Genomic DNA, 22,360 nt, shown 5'->3' with positions numbered 1-22,360 from the left:
TAATTAATAATTGACAATGGATAATTAATTGCCAACTATCAATTGTTAATTGTATATGGACTATGCTTCTGCTAACATTTTTTCACCTGCTTCAATAGCATCTTGAATAGACCCTTTAAGGTTGAATGCTGCTTCTGGCAAATGGTCTAATTCTCCGTCGATGATCATATTGAAACCTTTGATGGTATCTTTAATATCAACCAAAACACCTGGTATTCCAGTAAATTGCTCAGCTACATGGAAAGGTTGAGACAAGAAACGTTGTACACGACGTGCTCTAGAAACGGCCAATTTATCTTCTTCAGAAAGTTCTTCCATCCCAAGGATTGCAATAATATCTTGTAATTGTTTGTATTTTTGAAGAATTTCTTTTACTCTTTGAGCACAGTCATAATGGTCTTTTCCTAAAATTTCAGGCGTTAAGATTCTTGATGTAGAATCTAACGGATCTACTGCTGGATAAATACCCAACTCGGCAATTTTACGAGACAATACTGTTGTAGCATCCAAGTGAGCAAATGTTGTTGCTGGTGCAGGGTCTGTCAAGTCATCCGCAGGAACGTAAACGGCTTGTACAGATGTAATGGAACCTTTTTTGGTAGAGGTAATACGCTCTTGCATGGCACCCATTTCGGTAGCCAAAGTAGGTTGGTACCCTACTGCCGAAGGCATACGACCTAAAAGAGCCGATACTTCAGAACCTGCTTGAGTAAAACGGAAAATGTTATCTACGAAGAACAATACATCTTTACCTTGATCTGAACCTGCTCCGTCACGGAAATATTCAGCAATTGATAATCCAGAAAGTGCCACACGAGCACGAGCTCCTGGTGGCTCATTCATTTGACCAAAAACGAAAGTAGCTTTTGATTCTCTCATTCCTGGTTTATCTACTTTAGCTAAATCCCAACCTCCATTTTCCATAGAGTGCATAAACTCTTCGCCATATTTGATAATTCCAGATTCTAACATTTCACGAAGTAAGTCGTTTCCTTCACGTGTTCTTTCACCAACACCTGCAAATACAGAAAGTCCTCCATGACCTTTTGCAATATTGTTAATCAACTCTTGAATTAATACTGTTTTACCTACTCCAGCACCACCAAACAAACCAATTTTACCTCCTTTTGCATAAGGTTCGATCAAATCGATTACTTTGATACCTGTAAATAAAACTTCAGAAGAGGTAGATAAATCTTCAAATTTTGGAGCTGGACGGTGAATAGACATTCCGTTTTCGCCCGTTTTTGGCAAATCGCCCAAACCATCAATAGCGTCTCCAATTACATTAAAAAGTCTTCCATAAACATCTGGTCCAATTGGCATTTTGATTGGGTCTCCAGTTCCTACTACTTCGTATCCTCTACTCAATCCGTCTGTAGAGTCCATCGAGATTGTTCTTACTGTATTTTCACCAATATGTGATTGTACTTCTAATATTAATTTAGTACCATCTTTTTTGGTTATTTCCAATGAATCATAAATTTTTGGAAGTTCAACATCTTTACCGTTGAAAACTACGTCCACTACTGGACCAATGATTTGCGCAACTTTTCCTATTACTTTTGACATTACTTATGTGTTTTATAAATAGCTATTCAGGTTTGATTTTAATACCTCTTTTTGAGAGTGCAAATATAATTTTTTAAAATAGAAAAATCAACACTTTTTATATAAAAAATTAACAAATAATCGAAGTTTGGATAATATTGCTTAAAATTCTCTAACAAAACCGTCTAAAAACACAAATCCATCATGAAAAACATGATGGATTGATGAATTATTCTTAAAAAATGTTAAAGTGATGCGGGAAATAAAATTCTATATTTTCCTAAATCTACCCCTTTAAAATTAGAACCATATTTAGTATTGATGGCTTCCAAAAACTTGTTGGCTATCAAGGCATAGCCTCTTTGGCTAGGATGAATACCGTCTAAAGAAAACGCTCCACCAGTTACATAAGTAGAAAGCATTGTAAATCCGTTGGCTGTATATCCTGTGGTAGTGGCTACTTGATTCAATACGGCATTGGCATCTACAAAAGCTAATCCTTTTGCAGTAGCAATACTACGAATAGCGTTGTTGTATGCGTCGGTTGCTGTTTTTACTTCGGCTACTTCTGATGCTGTTAAAGTGGTATTGTCTGCCATTGGATAAGAAACACCAATTGTATTGAAAGGGGAAGGTGCTCCTGTTTGGGTAGTTCCAATAACTGTACGAGCCGTTAATAGGATGTAATCTTTTGTTGCTGTTGCATTGCTAGCATGTCTGGCCTGACCATACAATCCGCCTAGAAAACCTGCGGTAGCTGCGGGATATCCTGCTGCTGTTAAGGCACTTGTGATTTGAGTTGCAATGTTTAACAAGCTTTCGTCTTTGATTAATAAAGGGTTGCTATCGTCTGTTGCAGCATTGCCATCATCGGCCTTTAATGTTGCAAAACGTGTTGGCAAACCCGCTGCTGTTAAGGCATTATTGATGCCTCCAAATAATTGGTTTAATTGGGTAGCACTTGCCGCTGGTAATCCTGGTATGGCATTTGTAGGAACAGTAGTAAAATAAGGTACCGAAGTTACATAAGGAATGTTTGATACTACTCCTTTTGCACCATTGGCAGTAAGGGCAGTTACTAAATTATTATAGACACCCGCAAAAAATGTTGGATCGGTAATATCGCTTCCACCATACGTTGCAGGATTCATGTTGCCTGTTTGGTTTACACCTGTTCCGCCAGAAGTAGCATATCCTAATACATCATTGTTACCTATCCAAAGAGAGAAAAATGTTGGGCTTTGAGCTACTGCATCGTCTATTACTTTTGAAGTAGCCGACGATGCAAATCTTACGTAATAAGGATTGGCCTGACCAGTGGCTATACCTGCCAAACTGCCATAACCTGGTGCTAATAAATGATAACTTTTGGCACCTGGAACTCCTAAATTATTAAAAGGCCCTGTTAAATGGTTGGTCAATTCGGTTGTTGGTGTGCCAGAGACTGGTACAGGTCCTGTTCCGTTAAAATACAATCTTGGTGTTTGAATCATGGTGCCACCAGCAAGCATACCTCCAATATTGTCTGACATGTAAGGGGTTTTGAAGTCGCCACCTCCAACTAATGCAAATTGTTGAGCCAAAATATTAGGATAAGCACCTTCTTGTCCTGCTTTAAATAAGGCACCGTCGCTATAACCCGCACACAAGGAATTGCCTAATGCTACATATTTTGAAAAATTTGCAGAACCAGCCGTTAAAGGGCTTCCATCGATAGAATTGGCATCTGTAACAACATCGTCTGAATTATTACAAGCTACAAAGGTTAATGAAACCAAAAATAGCCATTTGAAATTTTTTATCATGATATTAATATTTTAAAATTATTAAAAATTATGGGTTGATTGTCCAAGACACAAAATATTGTTGTCCAATAAGACCCGCTCCAAAAACTTGGTTGTATTCTTTCCCACCTAAATTTGATGCTCCAACTTTTAAAGTTGATTTTAGTTTGGTAAAGTTATAATTAATTTGAGCATCTATTACAGTAGCAGCGTCAATCATTCCGTCAAAGAAAGTAGATTCCCATTTGTATTTGGTATTGTATCGTCCGCTCACATTAAATCCAAAATTTTTAAATAATTTATCGTTGCTGATAGATACTTTTGCTTTGTGTTTTGGTGTATTGAAACCAGCTTCAAAACTAGGATCTAATGATTGATCAAAATTGAATTGAGCATAATTATAATTGGCACTCAATTCAAAATCTTTAATAATTTTTTTAGACAAACCTACACCAAATCCAATAGATTCTATTTCGATATCCGTATTGGTATAAAGTTGGTAAACTCTAGTGTTTCCATTAGTTAAAGCATGCAAAGATTGTGTGCTTAAATCAGTAGCTGGGTTTCCTGCTGGATTTGGACTATTTACAGCTGTACCATAAAAAGGAGCAACAACAATTAAGTTACCTAAAAAGTTGTTGTAGATATTGTAATAACCATTCAAATCGATATTAATTCCAGCCAATTGTCCTCTGTATCCTAATTCAAATGCTTTAACAGTTTCTGGTTTTACACCTGCCGCATTTGATTTTTTTAGCAAAGCAGCTGCAGCCGCAATATTTGTAGGTGCCAAAGCTGAAAAGGCTTGAACAGATGAAGCTGTGTAAGAATTATTGTAAGCATTTAAACCCGTCATGACAACAGATGCACCTCCAGCAAATGCTTGTCCAACCGTTGTTGATACAGGTAAAGTTTCTCTGAAACGAGTTAAGTTGTCAGGAGCAGAACCTACTAATACAGAGCTCCCTACGTTGAAACCAATGTATTGATCTTGAGTAGATGGGTTTCTAAAACCTGTTTGAAACGATCCTCTAAAGGTATGGTCTTTCTTTTCGCCAGCTGTATATACAGTAGAAATTCTTGGAGAAAAGCTTCCATCAAAATTTTTAGATTTGTCATAACGAACAGAACCTGTTAATTTTAAGCGATCTTCCATTAATTTCTTTTGTAATTGAGTATAAACTCCATATTCTGAATAATAGATTGGCCCATTGGCATCGGTATAAATTCTACCAAAAGAGTTCAATTGATATTCTCTATAAGACCCACCAACTTGTATTTCAACTGGCTTAAATAAATCTTTGAAATTGTAATTGGCATCTCCATGATATATTCTTGAGTTATCAACAAGTTTTGATCCAGTTAATACATCTGGGTCTGCAATTACTTGATTAAAAGCATTGGTAAAAGCAGTTGTTCCAGGAATCAATCTTCCGGTATCGGCTACGTTTCTTGCGGCAGCGTGGGCTTGATCTGGTGTTGCACCGCCTAGAGTGGCTTGAACATAAGCACCCGCATATTGACCAAACCAAGTACGGTCGTCTTTCCATTTTCTGTTTACGTTGATAGCAGTAAACAACATATCATAAGAGCGTCCACCATCTTCTGTTGTAGTATATCCTCTTACAAAAAAGTTTTTGCCTTTTACTTCTATTTTATGTTGTTGCATAAAAAAGCCATTCAAATAATAACGATTTGCTCCTTGATAAACGGTGTTTCCAAATCCAAATTTACTTTGCCAAATGATTTCAACATCATTTGCCCATGGTTTGAAATGCAAAGAGAAATCAATTTTAGCGTTTCGTACTTTGTTATCTGTAATTTCGGTTTCTTTATACCCTGTTCTACTCACGTTATAACTTGGCAATAAATTTACAGCCGATGCAGGCAACAATCCCAAAGCAGCCAATGATTGTCCTACTCCTTTTAAATTTGTAGAAACCTCATCTCCATACACATTAATTCCGTTATAGTTATAATAACTTCTGTCTTTTCCAGAAATATTTCCATCATCATAATTTGTTGCAAACCAATCTGTTCCACTTAAAAAAGTAAAATTGGCTTTTGCAGCAAAATGTTTGGTAAACGCATGTGCTACTCTAACGCCATAATCATAATATTCGTTTGCACCTGCGGCTTTTTGATACGTTTGACCAAATTTTGCATAAGCTCTAACACCCTGACTGGTAAAAGGGCTTTTGCTGTTCATAAACAAAATTCCATTGAACGCATTGGCACCATACAATGCAGATGAAGCTCCTGGTAATAATTCTACACTTTGCACGTCTATTTCAGATACTCCAATCATATTACCAATAACAAAATTGAGCAATGGCGATGAATTGTCCATACCATCAACTAATTGCATAAAACGGGTGTTGGCAACAGAGGCAAATCCACGGGTATTGATAGACTTGAATGACATACTACTGGTATTCATTTGTACTTCTTTCAAGTTTTCTAATCCGTCATAAAACGATGGAGAAGCTGTTTTTTTAATGTCACGAATGCTCATTCTTTCGATAGTAACAGGCGACTCTTTTACTTTTTCGGGAGTTCTAGAAGCCGATACTACAATTTCTTCTAGTTTTGTTTCTTCGCTGGTTAATTTTACAGTAACTTTTTGATTGCTACTAGAAACAGCAATTGACTGTTGGTTATACCCAACACTGGTAACAACCAAAGTTAATGGTGGTTTTTTACTGGTTTTTAAAGAAAAATTTCCATCAGCATCGCTAATGGTGCCTGCGGCTTCGCCTGAAACTTTTACATTAGCTCCAGCCACAGGATTGTTGTTACCGTCTGTAACAACTCCAGAAATTGAAGTTTGAGCAAATGAAAAGCTACAAACAAACAATGACAAAATAAATAAATAGACTTTCATTTTTTTGATTTTGATAGTTAAGGAAGCCAAATTACAAAAAAAAAGTTAAATTCATAAAAAAAGCGAGAAAAAATTTCTCGCTCTTCAAAAATATTTTTTTTAATGCTATTCTACCGTAACAGATTTGGCCAAATTTCTTGGTTGATCTACATTGCAACCACGCATTACTGCAATATGATAAGACAACAATTGTAAAGGTATTGTGGTGAGTAACGGCGATAAAGCATCAGAAGTTTCTGGAATTTCTATTACATAATCTGCCAATTCTCTTACTTGCACATCGCCTTTGGTTACAATTGCAATAATTTTGCCTCGTCTGGATTTGATTTCTTGTATATTGCTTACCACTTTTTCGTAATGTCCTAATTTTGGTGCTATAACAATTACGGGCATTTGTTCATCAATTAAAGCAATTGGGCCGTGTTTCATTTCGGCAGCAGGATAGCCTTCTGCGTGTATGTATGAAATTTCTTTTAATTTTAAAGCGCCTTCTAATGCTACAGGAAAATTATAACCACGCCCTAGATACAAACAATTGGTTGAGTCTTTGAAAACCGCAGCAATTTCCTTAGCTTTTTCATTAGTGTTTAATGTTTCTGTAACCTTTTCTGGAATCAATTCTAACTCTTGTAAATATCTATGAAAATCTGAATTAGACATTGTTCCTTTTGCTTTTGCTAGTCGCAATGCTATAAGGGTTAAAACGGTGATCTGAGTTGTAAAAGCTTTGGTAGAAGCCACCCCAATTTCTGGTCCAGCGTGGGTATATGCCCCCGCATTGGTTTCTCTGGATATAGACGAGCCCACTACATTACATACACCAAACACAAAAGCCCCTCTTTCTTTTGCTAATTTAATAGCTGCTAATGTATCGGCTGTTTCGCCAGATTGTGAAATTGGTATCACAACATCACCTTTGTTGATTATTGGATTTCTATATCTGAATTCTGATGCGTATTCTACTTCAACAGGTATTCTTGCAAACTCTTCAATAATGTATTCTGCAACCAAACCCGCATGCCAAGAGGTACCACAAGCGATAATTAAAATACGTTCTGCATTTAAAAATTTTTCCAAATTATTTTCAATGCCCGACATTCTAATCAAACCTTTGTCTGCATGCAATCGGCCTCTATAAGTATCTCTAATTACGGCTGGTTGTTCATAAATTTCTTTCAACATAAAGTGGTCGTAACCTCCTTTTTCAATTTGTTCTAAATTCAATTGCAACTCTTGAATATTAGGATTTACGAGAGAATCGTCTTTTATTTTTCTAATTTTCAATGGTTTCTTTAAACGAACAATAGCCATTTCTTCGTCTTCTAAATAAATGGCATTTGACGTATATTCTATAAAAGGTGTGGCATCTGATGCAATAAAATATTCGTTTTCGCCTACACCAATAGCCAATGGACTACCTAAACGGGCTACAACCATTTCGTCTGGTTTTTTGATATCAAAAACACATATAGCATAAGCACCAACCACTTGATTAAGAGCAATTTGCACTGCTTTTCCAAGTTTTAAATTGTCTTTTTTCTGAATTTCTTCAATTAAATTTACCAATACTTCGGTGTCTGTATCAGAATGAAAATGGTAACCTCTTTTGATCAATTCTTTTTTTAGAGGCTCATAATTTTCGATAATACCATTATGAATGATGGCCAACTGCCCCGAATTGGAAACGTGTGGGTGAGAGTTTACATCGTTGGGTACACCATGAGTGGCCCAGCGGGTGTGGCCCATTCCAATATTGCCATTTAAGGTAATAGCGGCCATTGATTTTTCTTCTAAATCGGCTACCTTCCCTTTTGTTTTACATACTTTTAAGTCGGTGCCGTCATACAACATCACGCCAGCACTGTCATAACCTCTGTATTCTAATCGCTTAAGTCCTTTGATTACAATAGGATAAGCTTCTCTATGTCCGATATAACCTACGATTCCACACATAAATTTTAAGTTTTATTCTGGTTTTGTATAATAAATTTGGAGTTTTACTTTTTTGTCTTCGGCTACATTGGTACCTGTACCCCAAAGTACGGTTCCAAGAGGGTTCATTACTGAATTTTTTGGAAAATAGTACAAGCCTCTTTCAGCTGGAGTAGCCACTAACCAACTTGAATAAGCTGGAACATTCTTTACTTTGTTCATACTCGAATTGGCAATGGCCTGACAAACAGATAGACCTAGTTTTCCAATTGTTTTACTGTTTCGAAGTTGTGCTATAGTGGAATCGTTTTTTACAATACTTTTAATGTAATTTGTAACTCTGATTTTATAGCTTAATCCTTTTCCATTAGCATCTTTTTTAATAATTCCGCCATATACAGATTTCGCATAATTGGTTATACTACTTGTAGAGATATCCGAACTATAATCTGCAATAGGTCTTTTGCTATTGACATCATAAAGGTATATTCTGTTTGGTTCTTTATCGGCATTGGCCATATCGGTATGAATATTGAATACCAAGTTGGCCTCGTTAATGAGCCAATGTTTGTTTTTTACATTATTTTGAATTTCGGTCAAAGTGGCATCTGAAATATCTAAATAAGCAACAGCGCCTGAATGTCCTTTTAAAACCAATTTGTCTGAATCGCCATCCAAATAACTACCTAATGATCCTGTATTTGTTTCATCAAATAAGTTTACCGTATTGCCTGTCAAATTAATGACTATTGATTTATTGACTTTTGTAGCATCAGTTGTAGAGGTTGCTTCGTGGTAATATGTTGTAATGTTTCCTTTTGCAAAATTCATCAAAGCCATAACTTGGTTGGTGCCTAGTTGTTGTGATTTGAAATACAGCCCTTTAAAAGCTTGCATAAAATTGACATTGTTGGCTAAATTTGTTGTAGAACTTGCTTGAAACAATAGCGAATTAAAAAAAGCTTTGTTCAAATGTAGTCTCATGCCAGGAGCTATATAAGTTGTGGTTGCGGCAGTAGTCCCAACAGCTGCTGTAGTTAATTTGTATTCTTTTTCGCTAAATTGAAATTGAGTATTTTCGTTGGTGTTGGTATCATCATTCAATTTAATACCTTTGTTACTATCAAATATTGGATCTTGATCGGTATAAAAATCTTGTTTTTCTTGCAAATTGGTACTAATGCTTTTTTCGGCCAAGAAATATTTATTTTCATACACTCCTAAATCAATTTTATGTGATTTGTCGCCATAAATAGAATCTAAAGTATAGGTGTGTGAACCGTCTGTATTGGTAACTACGGTACTGTTTACAAAATAAGGGATATACAATACTACGCTATCAATGGCTCTGGAATTGACCATTTCGGTAGTCAAATCGATAGTTGGTGCTACACTTGCAAGTTGTGCTTGTGAGACGAAATTAGCAGTTGTTGTACCAAAAACAGTGTTTTTATAAACACCTAAAGCATTGGTTTCTAAATTATTAGAAGCCATAATACCTGTTTTTCGGGTAGCGGCTTGAATGCTATAAGAAGTTGGTTCAAAGGCATAGTGTCCATCGCCAACTAAATCTGTGCCTGTAGAAGTATAATCTTTATCGCAAGATATTAAAAAGCTTGTAATTGTTAAAAATAATAATGTTTTTAAAAACTTGGTATTCATCATTGTTATATTCATTTTTTTTTCAAAAAACTAATTTATATTTAGTATTTTTGTTGTTTATCTCATGGAAAGGCTGCTATTTGACCTCTGTTTTATAAAAATTTGTATATACATCTGTCATTTTATCTTTCGGGGCGAAAGGTAAGAAAGGTATTTTTGAAGTTTCTATAAATTTTGTTAAACTTGTCGATAAATTATCTGTTCCAATTACTACGGCATCAGAATGTAAAATTGCGGTTTTAAGAATATTTTCGTACGTTGGCAATTCTAATTCGGCTATGCTTTTTTGAGGGATGCCATCAAACATCATTTTTTGTATCAAATTGACATCCAACGTTCCATCAAAAGATTGTGCATATACAGAGGTAACTATTTTAGTATTTCCAAATAATGCTTCGTCTTTATAATAATGTTTCATATATATTGGTAGCAAACTAGCTAACCAGCCATGAACATGAATAATATCGGGTACCCAATTGAGTTTTTTTACGGTTTCGACAACACCTTTTGCAAAAAAAATGGCTCGCTCGTCGTTGTCTGGAAACAAAACTCCTTCTTCGTCTGTAAAAGTAGCTTTTCTTTTAAAATATTCATCGTTATCTATAAAATAGACCTGAATACGCTCTTTTGGTATAGATGCCACTTTGATAATCAAGGGCATATCGGTGTCATTTACCACCAAATTCATCCCCGACAGTCGAATTACTTCGTGCAATTGATGTCGTCTTTCATTAATATTTCCATATCTTGGCATGAAAATTCTGATTTGTCCGCCTTGGTCGTTTACCATTTTTGGAACATCATACGAAGTTATAGAAACTTCATTTTCAGCCAAATACGGAGACACCTCAGATGATACATATAATATCCTCTTATCTTCCATAATTGAATTTGCTTTTATTTTATTGACCATAAAATTCACGGCAAAGTTACAAAAAAAATCTTGTTTTTTGGCATCCTACTTTATTTAGTAATAAATTTGTTTGAATAGGCCAATAAATATGGTGCTTGAAAGGTTATTTAAAAATGATAAAAAGCATCTTCTAAATGTTCTATTTCATAATCTTCGCCGTTTTTGTGTATGGCAACAATGTCAAATCGAACTGTAACATCTAAGTTTTGTGCTATTACATATTCGTTTACTGCCCGAACAAGCAATTGGATTTTTTTGGGTTTTACAAATTCTTGTGGCAATCCAAAGTCTAAACTCGATCGGGTTTTGACTTCTACAACGGCCAAGACATCTTTTTTTTGGGCAATAATATCTATTTCGGCTTTTTGATACGTGTAGTTTGTGGCCTTGATTTGATAGCCTTGTTTTTCTAAATACGAAACGGCCATTGCTTCGCCAGCTTTGCCTAAGTCGTTGTGTGCTGCCATGCTTGTAAGTTGTTTATTTCCAAATACTTTGCTCTAAAATAGATTCCATATTATGTTGCTGAACAAAAATAATCAATCGAATGATGTGGTAAATACCTAATGTATATGCCATAATTACGGCTATTTTTTTGTTATAAAAATAAGTGTCAAAATAGGATTTGCCTGTTATTAATTCGGTTGTTAAAGTAACAATTGCTATGATGCAAAACAAGATGGCAAAAGGGCCAAACAAATGGTATTCAAGACTTTGCCAAACATTACCTTGATAAAAACAAACTAACGATTTGGTAATGCCGCAACCTGGACACGGGAACCCCGTAAGCATTTTCAGGGGGCAATAAGATTGTTTGTTGGCCAAGTCGCTACCTTGATTGAGCCACATAATGATATACGGAACCATCAATGTAATGATACATCCAATGATTCCGTAAATTTTTATTTTTTTCTTATATTTAATTGTACAATCTGTTGATATCACCTTGAACAATCATTGCGGCAGCATAAGGAAAGAAAAAGCCTAAAACCAATAATAGTACGCTTTGATCTTTGCTTAGCTCGCCTGTTTTTTCATATACTTTTGGTAAACCTTCTTTGCCAACTACATAATAAAAATAAATGTGGACAGGTGGACAGCAACCCGACAAGATAGCGACAGGTTGCGAAATCACTTCTCTTTGAGCTACTGCATTGATTACTTCGGACACTTTGATGTTCCAATAAATGAGGTACAAACCACAAGTTAGGATACTAAACACTAGCACCAAGACAGGATCTACTTTAAATACGGGAATGTTGTTTTGAGGCACATTCCATTTTTCGGGTAATTCGTTTTCCATAGTTTTTTAGATTATTGTTAATTTTTTTGTAAAAATAAATAAAAATTTATTAAATACAATATATAGTCTTAATTTTTTCGACAATTGTTTGGGCTAATTTTTTGTGGCTTTCAAAAGTCCATCCTGCAATGTGTGGGGTTAGCAAAACGTTTGGCGCTTTCAACAAATAGTCGAATGCGTCTGGAATTTGGGATTTATCGTTGAGAAAAAGGGTTTCAAAAGACAATTTTTCGTATTCTAAAACGTCTAACCCCGCTCCTAAAATTTTTTGTTTTTGCAAAGCCTCTACTAAATCATGTGTAACCACATTTTTGCCTCGCGAGGTATTGATAAGCCAAAAAGGTTTTTGAAATTGGTTGATAAAAGTGGTGTTTACCATGCCATTTGTTTGAGGTGTCCACGGGACATGCAAACTCAATACATCTGTTTTTTGTTGAAGCTCTTGCAAGGTTACTTGTTTGGCATATTGGTCGCCTATGTTGTTTTGAATGTCATAACAAAGGGTTTCTACGTCAAAACCTTGTAGTTTTTTGGCAAAAGATTTGCCCATATTGCCATAACCTATAATGCCTACGGTTTTGCCATCTAGTTCGTGTCCTCGATTGGTTTCTCGGTGCCAGTGTCCTGATTTTATTTCAAAATCGGCCCGATTCAAATGATTGAACAAAGACAAAATCATGCCCAGCGTATGCTCGCCAACGGCGTTTCGATTGCCTTCTGGTGCGGCTATTAGTGCTATATTTTTATTTTTGGCATATTCTATATCGATGCTTTCTAGCCCCGCTCCTACCCTTGCAATAAATTGTAATTGAGTGGCCTTGTCTATAAATGAGGCATCAATTTTGAAGCGGCTACGAATTACAATTCCTTGATAATCAGCTATTTTAGATTCTATTTCAATTTTAGAGGAGCTGTAATCTTGATGATTGGTAAATCCAAGTGCTGCTAAACTGTCCCACAGGATAGGGTGATTGCTGTCTAAATGTAATATATTGATGTTTTTCAAAATAATTCAAATTATAATAGTCCAATACAAATGTAATCAAAAATCAAAAAACACTTGACGCTTTATTTAAAAATTATTAACACTGCTTTTGATTTTAAAGGAGTTAATACCAAATATGCAAATAAAATAGCCCAATCGAAGGCCGTTTTGCGTTAGGGATAGCAGTGGAAACTCTTTTAGAAGCCCCCCAGCCCCCAAAAGGGGTGTTGTCTTGCACGAATATAGTTTCTGAATGTGGTAATCAAAAAAAAATATTTTACAATATTATATTTCTTTTGGAGTTCAATGAACGTGGTTTGAAACGGATAGTCCGCCCCTTGGAGAACGCCCAAAAGTTGTTTTTTTGAAATAGTTGTTTTTTATTAAAATATAGCCTATATTTGTATCAAATTGACAAAATTATGACTTAAATATTCGTTAGAAATAAATATTTAATCAAAATTAAGTCAGTATTCAATTTACGTAATTTATTCTACCTATATGAAATATTATTATTTTTTAGTGCTTTTATTAAGTATTCAAGGGGCTTACTGCCAAAACACCGAGGAGTCCTTTGAACAATTGGTTGAGGCCGAAATGAAATCGGCCGCCAAAAAACAACACATTACGGTTAATACCAATACCGCCAACTATGATATTACGTATCATAAATTAGAATTTACAGTAAATCCTTCTGTTTTGTTTATTTCAGGAAAAGTTACCACTACTTATACAGCACTAACCAGTATGAGCAGCATTACATTTGAGTTGTCTAACGTACTGACTGTGAGCAGCGTTGTTCAAAATGGTACTTCGCTTGGATTTACTCAAAACACCAATAACGAGTTGGTTATAAACTTGGCAACCAGCCAAGCTGCAGGCACTAGTAGAAACATAGAAATCAACTATTCTGGAACGCCAACGACAACAGGTTTTGGTTCTTTTATCAAAAGTACACACGCTGGTACTCCTGTTTTGTGGACATTGTCAGAGCCCTTTGGTGCCATGGAATGGTGGCCTTGCAAACAAGATTTGAACGATAAAATTAACAGTATTGATGTGTATATTACGGCTCCGTCGCAGTATGTGGCTGTTTCAAACGGAGTAGAACCCGAAGCTCCTGTGGTGGTGGGTACCCAAAAAACAACGCATTTTAAACATCAATATCCAATTCCTGCTTATTTGATTGCCATAGCGGTAACTAATTATTCGGTGGTCAATCAAACATCTGGTACGGGAGCCAATGCTTTTCCGATTGTTAATTACATTTATCCAGAAGATGTAGCCTCGGTTACACCTCAGCTTGATCAAACCCCATTGATACTGGATTTATTCAAAAATTTATTTGAAATATACCCGTTTCATAACGAAAAATATGGTCATGCTCAATTTGGTTGGGGCGGTGGCATGGAGCATACAACCGTTTCGTTTATGGTAAATTTTGACAGGCAGTTGATAGCCCATGAAATGGCCCACCAATGGTTTGGCGACAAAATAACTTGTGGCACCTGGAAAGATATATGGCTCAACGAAGGGTTTGCTACTTACTTGGCGGCATTAGTGTATGAAAATTTCGATGGGCAAGCTGAATTTATTGCCTACAAAAACCAAATTATTGGCAATATTACAGCGGCAAATAATGGTGCTGTATATTTGACCGATGCCGAAGCTACAAATGTAAACAGAATATTTAGCAGTAGATTGTCTTATAACAAAGGAGCTATGGTTTTGGAAATGTTGCGTTGGAAATTGGGCGATGTTGTTTTTTTTCAGGCCATGAAAAATTATTTGGCAGACAGCAATTTGGCTTACAATTATGCCGTTACTGCTGATTTTAAGGCTCATTTAGAAGCTGTTTATGGCAGTAGTTTGACCGAATTTTTTAATGATTGGATTGTAGGACAAGGTTTTCCAAAATACAACATTGTAGGTCAGGTCGTGAGCAACTCGCAAATGCAATTTACCGTAAATCAAACCAGCTCGCATACAAGTGTGCCTTTTTTTGAAATGCCATTGCCAATAAGGGTTTATGGTGCCAATGGTGAAACCCAAGATTTGGTGCTAGACCACACAACAAACGGCCAAATATTTACAAAAAATGTTAATTTTCCTGTAATAGCTTTTGATTTTGATCCAGACCGCCATCTTATTTCCAAAAACAATGTAACTACACTTGCCAATTCAAGTTTTGATATTTCAAACCACATTTCGATATATCCAAACCCAGCAAATGAGGTGCTCAACCTTAAAATGCCCGATAGTTTTAGGTTAGAAAAAATAAAAATATACAACGCTCTAGGGCAAAATATCATGGAAAGTACAAGTCCAAAAATAAACCTGAGCGGGGTGAGTTCTGGGGTGTATCATATAGAAATTATAGGTTTTGGAGGTGTTTTTCATAAAAATTTCATAAAAAAATAATCCTTTCAATGATATTGTGTAGATAATAAATTGAAAACCTTATTTTTGCACATTAAAATTAAAAAAAACAATCTCATAATGATACAATTAGGACAAATCCTTTTTATACTTTCGGTTTTAGTGATACTTCACGAATTTGGGCACTATATAGCGGCCAAAATGTTTAAAGTAAGAGTAGAAAAATTTTACTTGTTTATGGATCCGTACTTTTCGCTATTTAAGAAAAAAATTGGCGAAACAGAATGGGGCATTGGGTGGTTGCCGATGGGTGGCTATGTAAAATTATCTGGCATGATAGACGAAAGCATGGACATGGAGCAAATGAAGCAAGAGCCACAGCCATGGGAATTTAGATCGAAACCAGCCTGGCAACGCTTAATTATCATGCTTGGAGGTATCATAGTAAATATATTGTTGGCTTGGCTAATTTATACTGTTTTGTATGTTAGCGTGGGGCAAAAATATATTTCTACCGAGGCATATCAAAAAAATGGACTAACATTTAGCGAAGTGGGCTTGAAAGCAGGATTTAAAAACGGAGATCAAATAAAATCTGTTGATGGTGTGTATCAACCAAGGTTTAACAGAATGCAAATTGACTTGCTTTTAGGAGATAAAATAATTGTTGAAAGACAAGGTGTAGAAAAAACAATTGTACTAACGGATGAAAACAAGCGAGATATACTGTCTAAAGAAGGAGCTGATTTTATGAGTTTTAGAACCACATCTGCCGTAATAGATACCGTTTTTTCCAATTCTGAAGCACAAAAAGCAGGACTTCAAAAAAATGATAAAATTTTGGCATTAAATGGTAAAACATTTCAATATTTTGACGAATTGCAACATGAAATTTTAAAAATTAAAAATGATAGTTTGGTTTTAAAAATTGAACGCAACAAACAAATTATAGACATAAGAGCTAAAACAAATGCCAAAGGCAATTTAGGATTTAAAAATCATGTTAGCGAACTAGATAGCTTTAAAATAACGAAGCATTTAACAATTGCAGAAGCATTTCCAATGGCCGTAAAAGAGTCTTGGGAACAAATCAAGTATAATGTAAAACAATTTAAATTGATATTTAGACCCAAAACAGAAGCCTACAAACACGTAAAAAGCCCCATAGGCATTGCTAGAATGTTGCCAGACGAATGGGACTGGGAGTTTGTATGGGGATTTACAGCCATGTTTTCTGTTGGGTTGGCATTTATGAATATACTTCCAATACCTGGATTAGATGGAGGCCATGCCCTATTTACAATAGCCGAAATGATTACGGGCAAAACTTTGAACGAAAAAACTATGGGCGTTGTACAAACCATTGGAATGGTTATCTTATTGAGTTTGATGGCATTAACATTTGGTAAGGATATATACCAATGGATTATGGAAAAATTTATATAATTTTTTTAAAAAAACATTTGGAAATGTGGTTTTATGTTGTATCTTTGCACCGCAATAAATGTGAAACACATCGCAAATTCCTCCTTAGCTCAGTTGGTTAGAGCATCTGACTGTTAATCAGAGGGTCCTTGGTTCGAGCCCAAGAGGGGGAGCAAAAAATCCTAATCAGAAATGGTTAGGATTTTTTTTGTTTTAGATTTTAAATACCTACGCTAAAATCTAAAGCAGTATTATTTATTGTTTCTCCTGATTACAGAGAAATAAATTTTAGTAATTTTGTAACTACAAAGCCATCTTCAATTACCTATACTTTTCCAGAAATTAATTTAGAGTTTAAAGTTTTTGTGGAATGGGCTAATTAATAACAATAAAAATAGTAGAAATCATGAAAAATGTAATTGTTGCTTTTATACTAATGTTTTCATTTTTGAGTTTCGCTCAAGACAAATCAACCAAAAAGTTTCTGTTTGGAATTTCATATTCTTTAACAAGTGATGACAATATATACAACAAACCATTAAGTTTTTATATAAATTATCAATTAAAACAATGGGATAAATTAGACATCAGTGCAGGATTAAAATCATATTATTTTAGTTCTAAAAACAGCACTAATTTTTCTAACAAACTAGGCTTTAATCCGAATATTAGTGCTTCTTATTATTTCCTTCAAAACAAAATGAATACTTATTTTGGTTTAGGATATTATTTTGACAATGCAACCTTTAAGCCAACTCCAACAGGTTTATTTACATCAGCAAATCAAAGTATTAAAACTAATGGAATCACAATTGCACCTGGATTAAAATATTTTGTACATCCAAATATCTTTATCGATACGAACTTAACTTTTATTTTGTCTAAAACAAAATACGAATCAGGGATGTCTGAATCGAATAACAATACTTTTTTGAATATTGGTGCAGGAGTTGCTTTTTAAAATTTTATTCCCTAAAAAATAGTTTTGTTTAGTATTTTTTTATTTTCAACTTTGTGGACTCGAAATCGAAGTAATTTCAATTGATTTCATTTATTTTTATATATTGTTGATAAAATATTTTGCTTATATTTGTGATGTGTTACGCTTAAAATAGCTTAAAAACATATTATTAACATTTAATCTATGAAAATGTATTTTCCCCTTTTTGGATTATTTTTATTAAGTTGTTCTAGTTATAATCATTCAAATTATGGATTTGAAATTGAAAATTGTTCTAATTTGAATGACACATTGGTCAGGAAGGATGGTTTTTATACTGAAATTTTAGAAAAAGGACATACATCGGTTAGAGAACTATTCTTTATTGGTGAAAATGTTGTGAAAACGAATGGTTCTTCTTATGACAATGAATATGATAGATATACCTTTTATAAAAATTATAAAGAAGTGTATAAAAATGAAATACTAAAATCGAAGTATTGTATTGTTGGGAAACGAATATTTGCTTATGCAAACCAATCAATAATAAAGGATTGTATAATTCACGCTTGTAGTGATTTAATTTATCTAAATTTTGAAGGAGAAATTAAAAATAAAGATTCAATAGTAAATTGGCATCTTGTTCCTCCATTTCCAAAATTTAATAAAAAGGAAATGGAACTAAACAAAGACTTATTTGAACCTAAAACACTTATTTTTGTAAAATCCGACGCAGTAAAAAAGTTAAATAATCCTCAAAACCAATAATACAATTTTTAGATAGATACGGAAAGTTGCATTTGCTAGTTGAATTTAGCATTTCTGGATTTAAGGACTTATAAAAAGCTAATTTAAAAACTACAAAGCAGCCCCGCAATTTTGTATCAAATTGTAATTCAAACGATTTTATTTTTTGTTAAATTCAATTGCTGGGCAATGTCTTGTTTGTATTTTTATTTAATATTTATCCCCAATTCTTTTAGAATGTCTTTTTTGAGTTTACTAAAAGGTCTTTTGTGAAGTTTATCATCTTCAAAATAAACTTCAAATAAAATTCTATAAGCCTCCTCAAAACCAATATTATACGTTGATTGTAATATATTTATATAGGTGTCACTAAAAGCTAATTTTTTATGAATAATTTCTTTTATCAAATCTGAATGGCATTTTTCATAAATATCTTTTATTCCAAAAAACTCAATAGATTTTTCAATTTGTTTATTTATTTCATCTTTAGAAGAATTATAATCAAAATCTAAAGTTATCTTATTATCAGCACCATATAAGGTTGCAACATCATTAGGGAAGCCTTTAAAATTAAAATGATTATTTTCTACTTTTGTATAAGGATGAAATATTTCGGCTGGATCTCTATCATTTTTAAAATGGGTATTACAAATATTACAACTTGGGATTAAATTATAAAACGATAATGCAGTTAATGGATAATTTTTTTTAGGATAAAAATGGTCAAATTCAGGAAATACAAATTTTTTTTCAGAATTACCATTTTTATTTTTATAATAAGTTTGATGAGAAGTTGTATAGTTTCTATTGCAATATGGGCAACATTGAATTCCTAATTGTTCTGAAAGCCAATATCCGTTAATTCTATCTTTACTTTGTTTTCTAAAACTATCGTAATTAAAAATGAAATTTAAAACATGTTTTTCAATATATTTATCTGTATTAGTTTCATGCCTATCACTTTTTTTTTTGATTTTTACTTTAATTTCTTTATATTCTTTATATTCCTCATTTATAGTTTTTAATTCTTGAATATTACAGCTAAGAATAGTATTTATTTTTTCCTTGGTTAATTGTTTTTCTAAATTTTCAAGTTTTTCTTTTAGATTTCCATTTTCATTCAAAGCTTTCGCTTCTTTGAATAATTTTTCTTTCTTTTCAAATACCCAATCCACCATTCCTTTTCTTTTTTCAGATTTTATACCATCACAATAAGTTTCACAAATTTCTTTTGTTTCAGTTCCAAAATTTATACTTAACATATTATTCCCCTTTTAGTTTTTTTAATTTTTGTTCCAATGCTGAAATTTCTTCTTTTCTAAAAGTATTATCTTCAGAAACAAATTGAATAAACATTTCCTTTAATTTTTGTTTTACCAAAGGTTCGTCAATAAGATTTATTATTTTTTTATGATATTCAATTTCTAGTTCATTTGTTTCAAATATTGGAAATGGAATACTTTTATCTATTACAAAAATTATTTTTGGTTCATTTGCTTCATTTGCCTTTTTTTTCAACCATTCTAAAGTAATCCCAATCTTCCCTTTTGCAAAATCTCCTATCAAACCATCACCAATAAAAAAACTATCCGCTAATAATTCTGTGATGTTGGCACCGAAAGTATTCATCTTAGTATAATTATTCATTGGCATTCCATTTTCCAAAAACAACACATTCTGCTTTGGAATATCAGATAAAATAAATGGGGAATGGGTAATGAAAAGGATGTTGATGTTTTCGATAAAATCTAAATTTAATTTTTTTATACCTTCTAAAAGTTCGTTAATATATCTGCGTTGCATTTCTGGGTGGGCATATAATTCTATTTCGTCCAATATCAAATTGATGTTTGAATATTTTAATGGGAAATTATTTTTATTAGAAGAATTCAGGTTAATCAAATGATACAATATTGAATTAATACTGAAAATTTGTTGTTTTTCACCTGAACTTAGCATGGAAAAGGTACTCTTGTTTGAAAATTCATAATCTATATCGAAAAACGAAGGGGGTAAAAAACAAATCATTTCATCTTTTACTTTTTTTTCTTCATTTAAATATTCGTCGATTGTATCACTTCTATTTTTAATTGTTTTTGAAATTTCTTCAAAACTAAAACTTTGTATGCTATCATTTAATTCATTTCCTTTAAAACGTTTGAATATTTCATCTTGAAATTTATTGTCTTGAAGATTATTAAAAAATAAGAAATGTAAAGCTTGTTTTAATTTTACCGTGATATGACTATTATCTTCATAATAAATTTTATTTAAAAAAGTTTTAACACTTTGCCAATCAATTTTCCCCTCATTATATTTTAAATCACTTTTATAAATTTGATATTTTCTTGCAATATCCTCGATTTTATAAAAAATATATTCCAAACTTGAATAATTAATTGCATCATTATAATTACAAGTAAATTTATCATTTATTGTAAAAACACTTTTTATCAGTTCATTTGCCACTTCATTAAATGGTTTATTTTCTTTTAAGCCTGAATACCTACTACTAAAATTAAGCGTATCTTTATTTTTTGTATTTTGTTCTTTATTAACTTTTCCATTAATTGAAAACTTTACTTTTTCAACAATACAATTTCTGTTTAAGATTAATAATTGTACGTTTAAAATCAAGTTAGCAAAAAAACGTTGTTTAGATAATTCTGATTCCCTGTTAATGTCAAAATTACCTTTTGTTCTCATTGGATTTAATACTATGGGAGTTTGATAGCCATCATTTTTATGAAATAGTAATCTCAGCCAATCGCCCATTTCTTCTGTATTTAATCCATATAGTGAATAGTTTATTATAATGTTGTAAAAAATATTTTCTTCTGATTTTTTATCAAGCTTTATTCTTTTCCAAGATTTTTCAAATGAAATACAAGTGATGTTTTTTCCTTTTATTTCTAATTTATATTTAAATTTATCAAGTTCATAAAACACTTCCAAATTTACATCCAATTCTTCGTTTTTATCAAATGATTTTCTAATTTGTTGAAGCGTGTACTTTGTATCATCAAAAACTTCAGTTCTTTTTTTGAAATCAATTTCATTTATATTATTATCAAATATTAATCCTTCTTTGACATAATCTTTAAATAATTCATTAATTTTTGTACAATTTTCAGTCAACAATTTCATTTGTTTGTCCACAAAATTTCTGTCGATTTTTTCTTCATTATTTATTAATTCTTTAGCAATAAACAAATTATAAAATCCTGCATACATCAACTCCACCAAAGCACTCTTTCCACTACCATTTTTCCCTACTATGGCAGAGATATTGATATTTGTTCCAAATAAATCATTTGGCACAGCGTTTTCAGGTTTATATTCGATTTTTGTTATTTCTCCTGTTTGAGCATCTGTTGCTTCAATATCTTTATCAAAATAAAATTTATAATCATTATAAAACTTATAAATTCTGTTTTCTTCTAAATTTTTTAGAAATTTTCGATTGCAACCGTCAAGTGGTCGTATGGCAAGTAGTTTGAAACTCATGTTTTTTTGTTTTTACAAATATATAAAATGTTTTTTTGTTTTTACAAATATATAAAATGTTTTTTATGATTTTATAACTGCTAGAGCTCTTCCGTTTTTATTTTATTTTTCCAAAAAAGTATAGTTTAATGAGAATATCAAAAAGGAGTCATTAAATTTGGAAGATACAAGTTATAATTGCAACTATTTCGTGATTAGTTAATTTGTGTAAAATAGCCGTACGTATTGATAACCCAATCGCAAAACAAATAATTTATAAAAAGAAGAAAAACTGAATTAAACACTCAAGAATGGGTTCTTATACCAAATATACATATATAATAGTCCAATCTACTTGTTCTTTTTTGC

General features: G+C 32.9%; 16 protein-coding genes and 1 tRNA gene. 5 read left to right on the top strand and 12 right to left on the bottom strand.

Translation table 11 applies throughout. From position 1 onward, the window contains the following. Window positions 1–60 precede the first annotated feature (60 nt). The 10 genes from atpD to B0A58_RS02835 form a co-directional block, all read right to left on the bottom strand. Window positions 61–1,572 carry a F0F1 ATP synthase subunit beta gene (atpD, locus tag B0A58_RS02880; RefSeq protein ID WP_014085207.1) on the bottom strand — a complete coding sequence of 504 codons (1,512 nt, stop codon included), beginning with the start codon at window positions 1,570–1,572 and terminating at the stop codon, window positions 61–63. Between the two features lie 224 nt (window positions 1,573–1,796). Continuing rightward, window positions 1,797–3,356: an SGNH/GDSL hydrolase family protein gene (locus tag B0A58_RS02875; RefSeq protein ID WP_089079805.1), complete on the bottom strand. Its 1,560-nt coding sequence runs from the start codon at window positions 3,354–3,356 to the stop codon at window positions 1,797–1,799. Between the two features lie 28 nt (window positions 3,357–3,384). Next, a complete protein-coding gene (locus B0A58_RS02870) occupies window positions 3,385–6,219 on the bottom strand; it encodes a TonB-dependent receptor (protein ID WP_089079804.1) in 2,835 nt (944 codons plus the stop codon). A 105-nt stretch (window positions 6,220–6,324) separates the two neighbouring features. After that, entirely contained in the window at window positions 6,325–8,172 is a 1,848-nt protein-coding gene (gene glmS, locus B0A58_RS02865; RefSeq protein WP_014085210.1) for a glutamine--fructose-6-phosphate transaminase (isomerizing), read from the bottom strand. Between the two features lie 12 nt (window positions 8,173–8,184). Next, window positions 8,185–9,828 (bottom strand): DUF4270 domain-containing protein, encoded by a 1,644-nt coding sequence (locus B0A58_RS02860; RefSeq protein ID WP_089079803.1) that lies wholly within the window; start codon window positions 9,826–9,828, stop codon window positions 8,185–8,187. A 61-nt stretch (window positions 9,829–9,889) separates the two neighbouring features. Beyond that, window positions 9,890–10,696: a glycogen/starch synthase gene (locus B0A58_RS02855; RefSeq protein WP_014085212.1), complete on the bottom strand. Its 807-nt coding sequence runs from the start codon at window positions 10,694–10,696 to the stop codon at window positions 9,890–9,892. A 137-nt stretch (window positions 10,697–10,833) separates the two neighbouring features. Then, entirely contained in the window at window positions 10,834–11,193 is a 360-nt protein-coding gene (locus tag B0A58_RS02850) for a YraN family protein (protein ID WP_014085213.1), read from the bottom strand. Between the two features lie 13 nt (window positions 11,194–11,206). Further along, window positions 11,207–11,671: a DUF2752 domain-containing protein gene (locus B0A58_RS02845; RefSeq protein WP_044032325.1), complete on the bottom strand. Its 465-nt coding sequence runs from the start codon at window positions 11,669–11,671 to the stop codon at window positions 11,207–11,209. Further along, window positions 11,646–12,029, bottom strand: a complete 384-nt coding sequence (locus B0A58_RS02840) for a DUF4234 domain-containing protein (protein ID WP_089079802.1) — start codon at window positions 12,027–12,029, stop codon at window positions 11,646–11,648. The genes B0A58_RS02845 and B0A58_RS02840 overlap by 26 nt, the downstream gene beginning before the upstream one ends. 49 nt (window positions 12,030–12,078) lie before the next feature. Next, window positions 12,079–13,035: a 2-hydroxyacid dehydrogenase gene (locus tag B0A58_RS02835; protein WP_373863130.1), complete on the bottom strand. Its 957-nt coding sequence runs from the start codon at window positions 13,033–13,035 to the stop codon at window positions 12,079–12,081. A 480-nt stretch (window positions 13,036–13,515) separates the two neighbouring features. Between B0A58_RS02835 and B0A58_RS02830 the strand changes: the two genes are divergently transcribed. The 5 genes from B0A58_RS02830 (at window position 13,516) to B0A58_RS02810 (ending at window position 18,526) form a co-directional block, all read left to right on the top strand. Further along, complete coding sequence (locus tag B0A58_RS02830) at window positions 13,516–15,435, top strand: M1 family aminopeptidase (RefSeq protein WP_089079800.1); 1,920 nt, start codon at window positions 13,516–13,518, stop codon at window positions 15,433–15,435. 78 nt (window positions 15,436–15,513) lie between these two features. Continuing rightward, a complete protein-coding gene (gene rseP, locus B0A58_RS02825) occupies window positions 15,514–16,839 on the top strand; it encodes an RIP metalloprotease RseP (RefSeq protein WP_089079799.1) in 1,326 nt (441 codons plus the stop codon). A 78-nt stretch (window positions 16,840–16,917) separates the two neighbouring features. Next, window positions 16,918–16,991 (top strand) — tRNA-Asn (locus B0A58_RS02820). Window positions 16,992–17,224: 233 nt separating this feature from the next. Continuing rightward, on the top strand, window positions 17,225–17,779 hold the full coding sequence (locus B0A58_RS02815; RefSeq protein ID WP_097554490.1) for a hypothetical protein: 555 nt from the start codon (window positions 17,225–17,227) through the stop codon (window positions 17,777–17,779). A 183-nt stretch (window positions 17,780–17,962) separates the two neighbouring features. Then, on the top strand, window positions 17,963–18,526 hold the full coding sequence (locus B0A58_RS02810) for a hypothetical protein (RefSeq protein ID WP_089079797.1): 564 nt from the start codon (window positions 17,963–17,965) through the stop codon (window positions 18,524–18,526). A 185-nt stretch (window positions 18,527–18,711) separates the two neighbouring features. Here B0A58_RS02810 and B0A58_RS02805 read toward each other — a convergent pair whose 3' ends face one another. Together B0A58_RS02805 and B0A58_RS02800 are read right to left on the bottom strand one after the other, a co-directional pair. Then, window positions 18,712–19,767, bottom strand: coding sequence for a hypothetical protein (locus B0A58_RS02805; RefSeq protein ID WP_089079796.1), 1,056 nt, complete (start codon window positions 19,765–19,767; stop codon window positions 18,712–18,714). A 1-nt stretch (window position 19,768) separates the two neighbouring features. Continuing rightward, entirely contained in the window at window positions 19,769–22,012 is a 2,244-nt protein-coding gene (locus tag B0A58_RS02800; protein ID WP_089079795.1) for a hypothetical protein, read from the bottom strand. Between the last annotated feature and the right edge of the window lie 348 nt (window positions 22,013–22,360).

Source organism: Flavobacterium branchiophilum NBRC 15030 = ATCC 35035 (genome assembly GCF_002217205.1).
GTDB lineage: Bacteria > Bacteroidota > Bacteroidia > Flavobacteriales > Flavobacteriaceae > Flavobacterium > Flavobacterium branchiophilum.
This window is presented reverse-complemented; position numbering and strand designations above follow the sequence as displayed.

Coding starts and splice junctions, on each gene's coding strand:
- atpD (WP_014085207.1), bottom strand. CDS start 1,572: ATGTCAAAAGTAATAGGAAAAGTTGCGCAAATCATTGGTCCAGTAGTG.
- B0A58_RS02875 (WP_089079805.1), bottom strand. CDS start 3,356: ATGATAAAAAATTTCAAATGGCTATTTTTGGTTTCATTAACCTTTGTA.
- B0A58_RS02870 (WP_089079804.1), bottom strand. CDS start 6,219: ATGAAAGTCTATTTATTTATTTTGTCATTGTTTGTTTGTAGCTTTTCA.
- glmS (WP_014085210.1), bottom strand. CDS start 8,172: ATGTGTGGAATCGTAGGTTATATCGGACATAGAGAAGCTTATCCTATT.
- B0A58_RS02860 (WP_089079803.1), bottom strand. CDS start 9,828: ATGAATATAACAATGATGAATACCAAGTTTTTAAAAACATTATTATTT.
- B0A58_RS02855 (WP_014085212.1), bottom strand. CDS start 10,696: ATGGAAGATAAGAGGATATTATATGTATCATCTGAGGTGTCTCCGTAT.
- B0A58_RS02850 (WP_014085213.1), bottom strand. CDS start 11,193: ATGGCAGCACACAACGACTTAGGCAAAGCTGGCGAAGCAATGGCCGTT.
- B0A58_RS02840 (WP_089079802.1), bottom strand. CDS start 12,029: ATGGAAAACGAATTACCCGAAAAATGGAATGTGCCTCAAAACAACATT.
- B0A58_RS02830 (WP_089079800.1), top strand. CDS start 13,516: ATGAAATATTATTATTTTTTAGTGCTTTTATTAAGTATTCAAGGGGCT.
- rseP (WP_089079799.1), top strand. CDS start 15,514: ATGATACAATTAGGACAAATCCTTTTTATACTTTCGGTTTTAGTGATA.
- B0A58_RS02815 (WP_097554490.1), top strand. CDS start 17,225: ATGAAAAATGTAATTGTTGCTTTTATACTAATGTTTTCATTTTTGAGT.
- B0A58_RS02810 (WP_089079797.1), top strand. CDS start 17,963: ATGAAAATGTATTTTCCCCTTTTTGGATTATTTTTATTAAGTTGTTCT.
- B0A58_RS02805 (WP_089079796.1), bottom strand. CDS start 19,767: ATGTTAAGTATAAATTTTGGAACTGAAACAAAAGAAATTTGTGAAACT.
- B0A58_RS02800 (WP_089079795.1), bottom strand. CDS start 22,012: ATGAGTTTCAAACTACTTGCCATACGACCACTTGACGGTTGCAATCGA.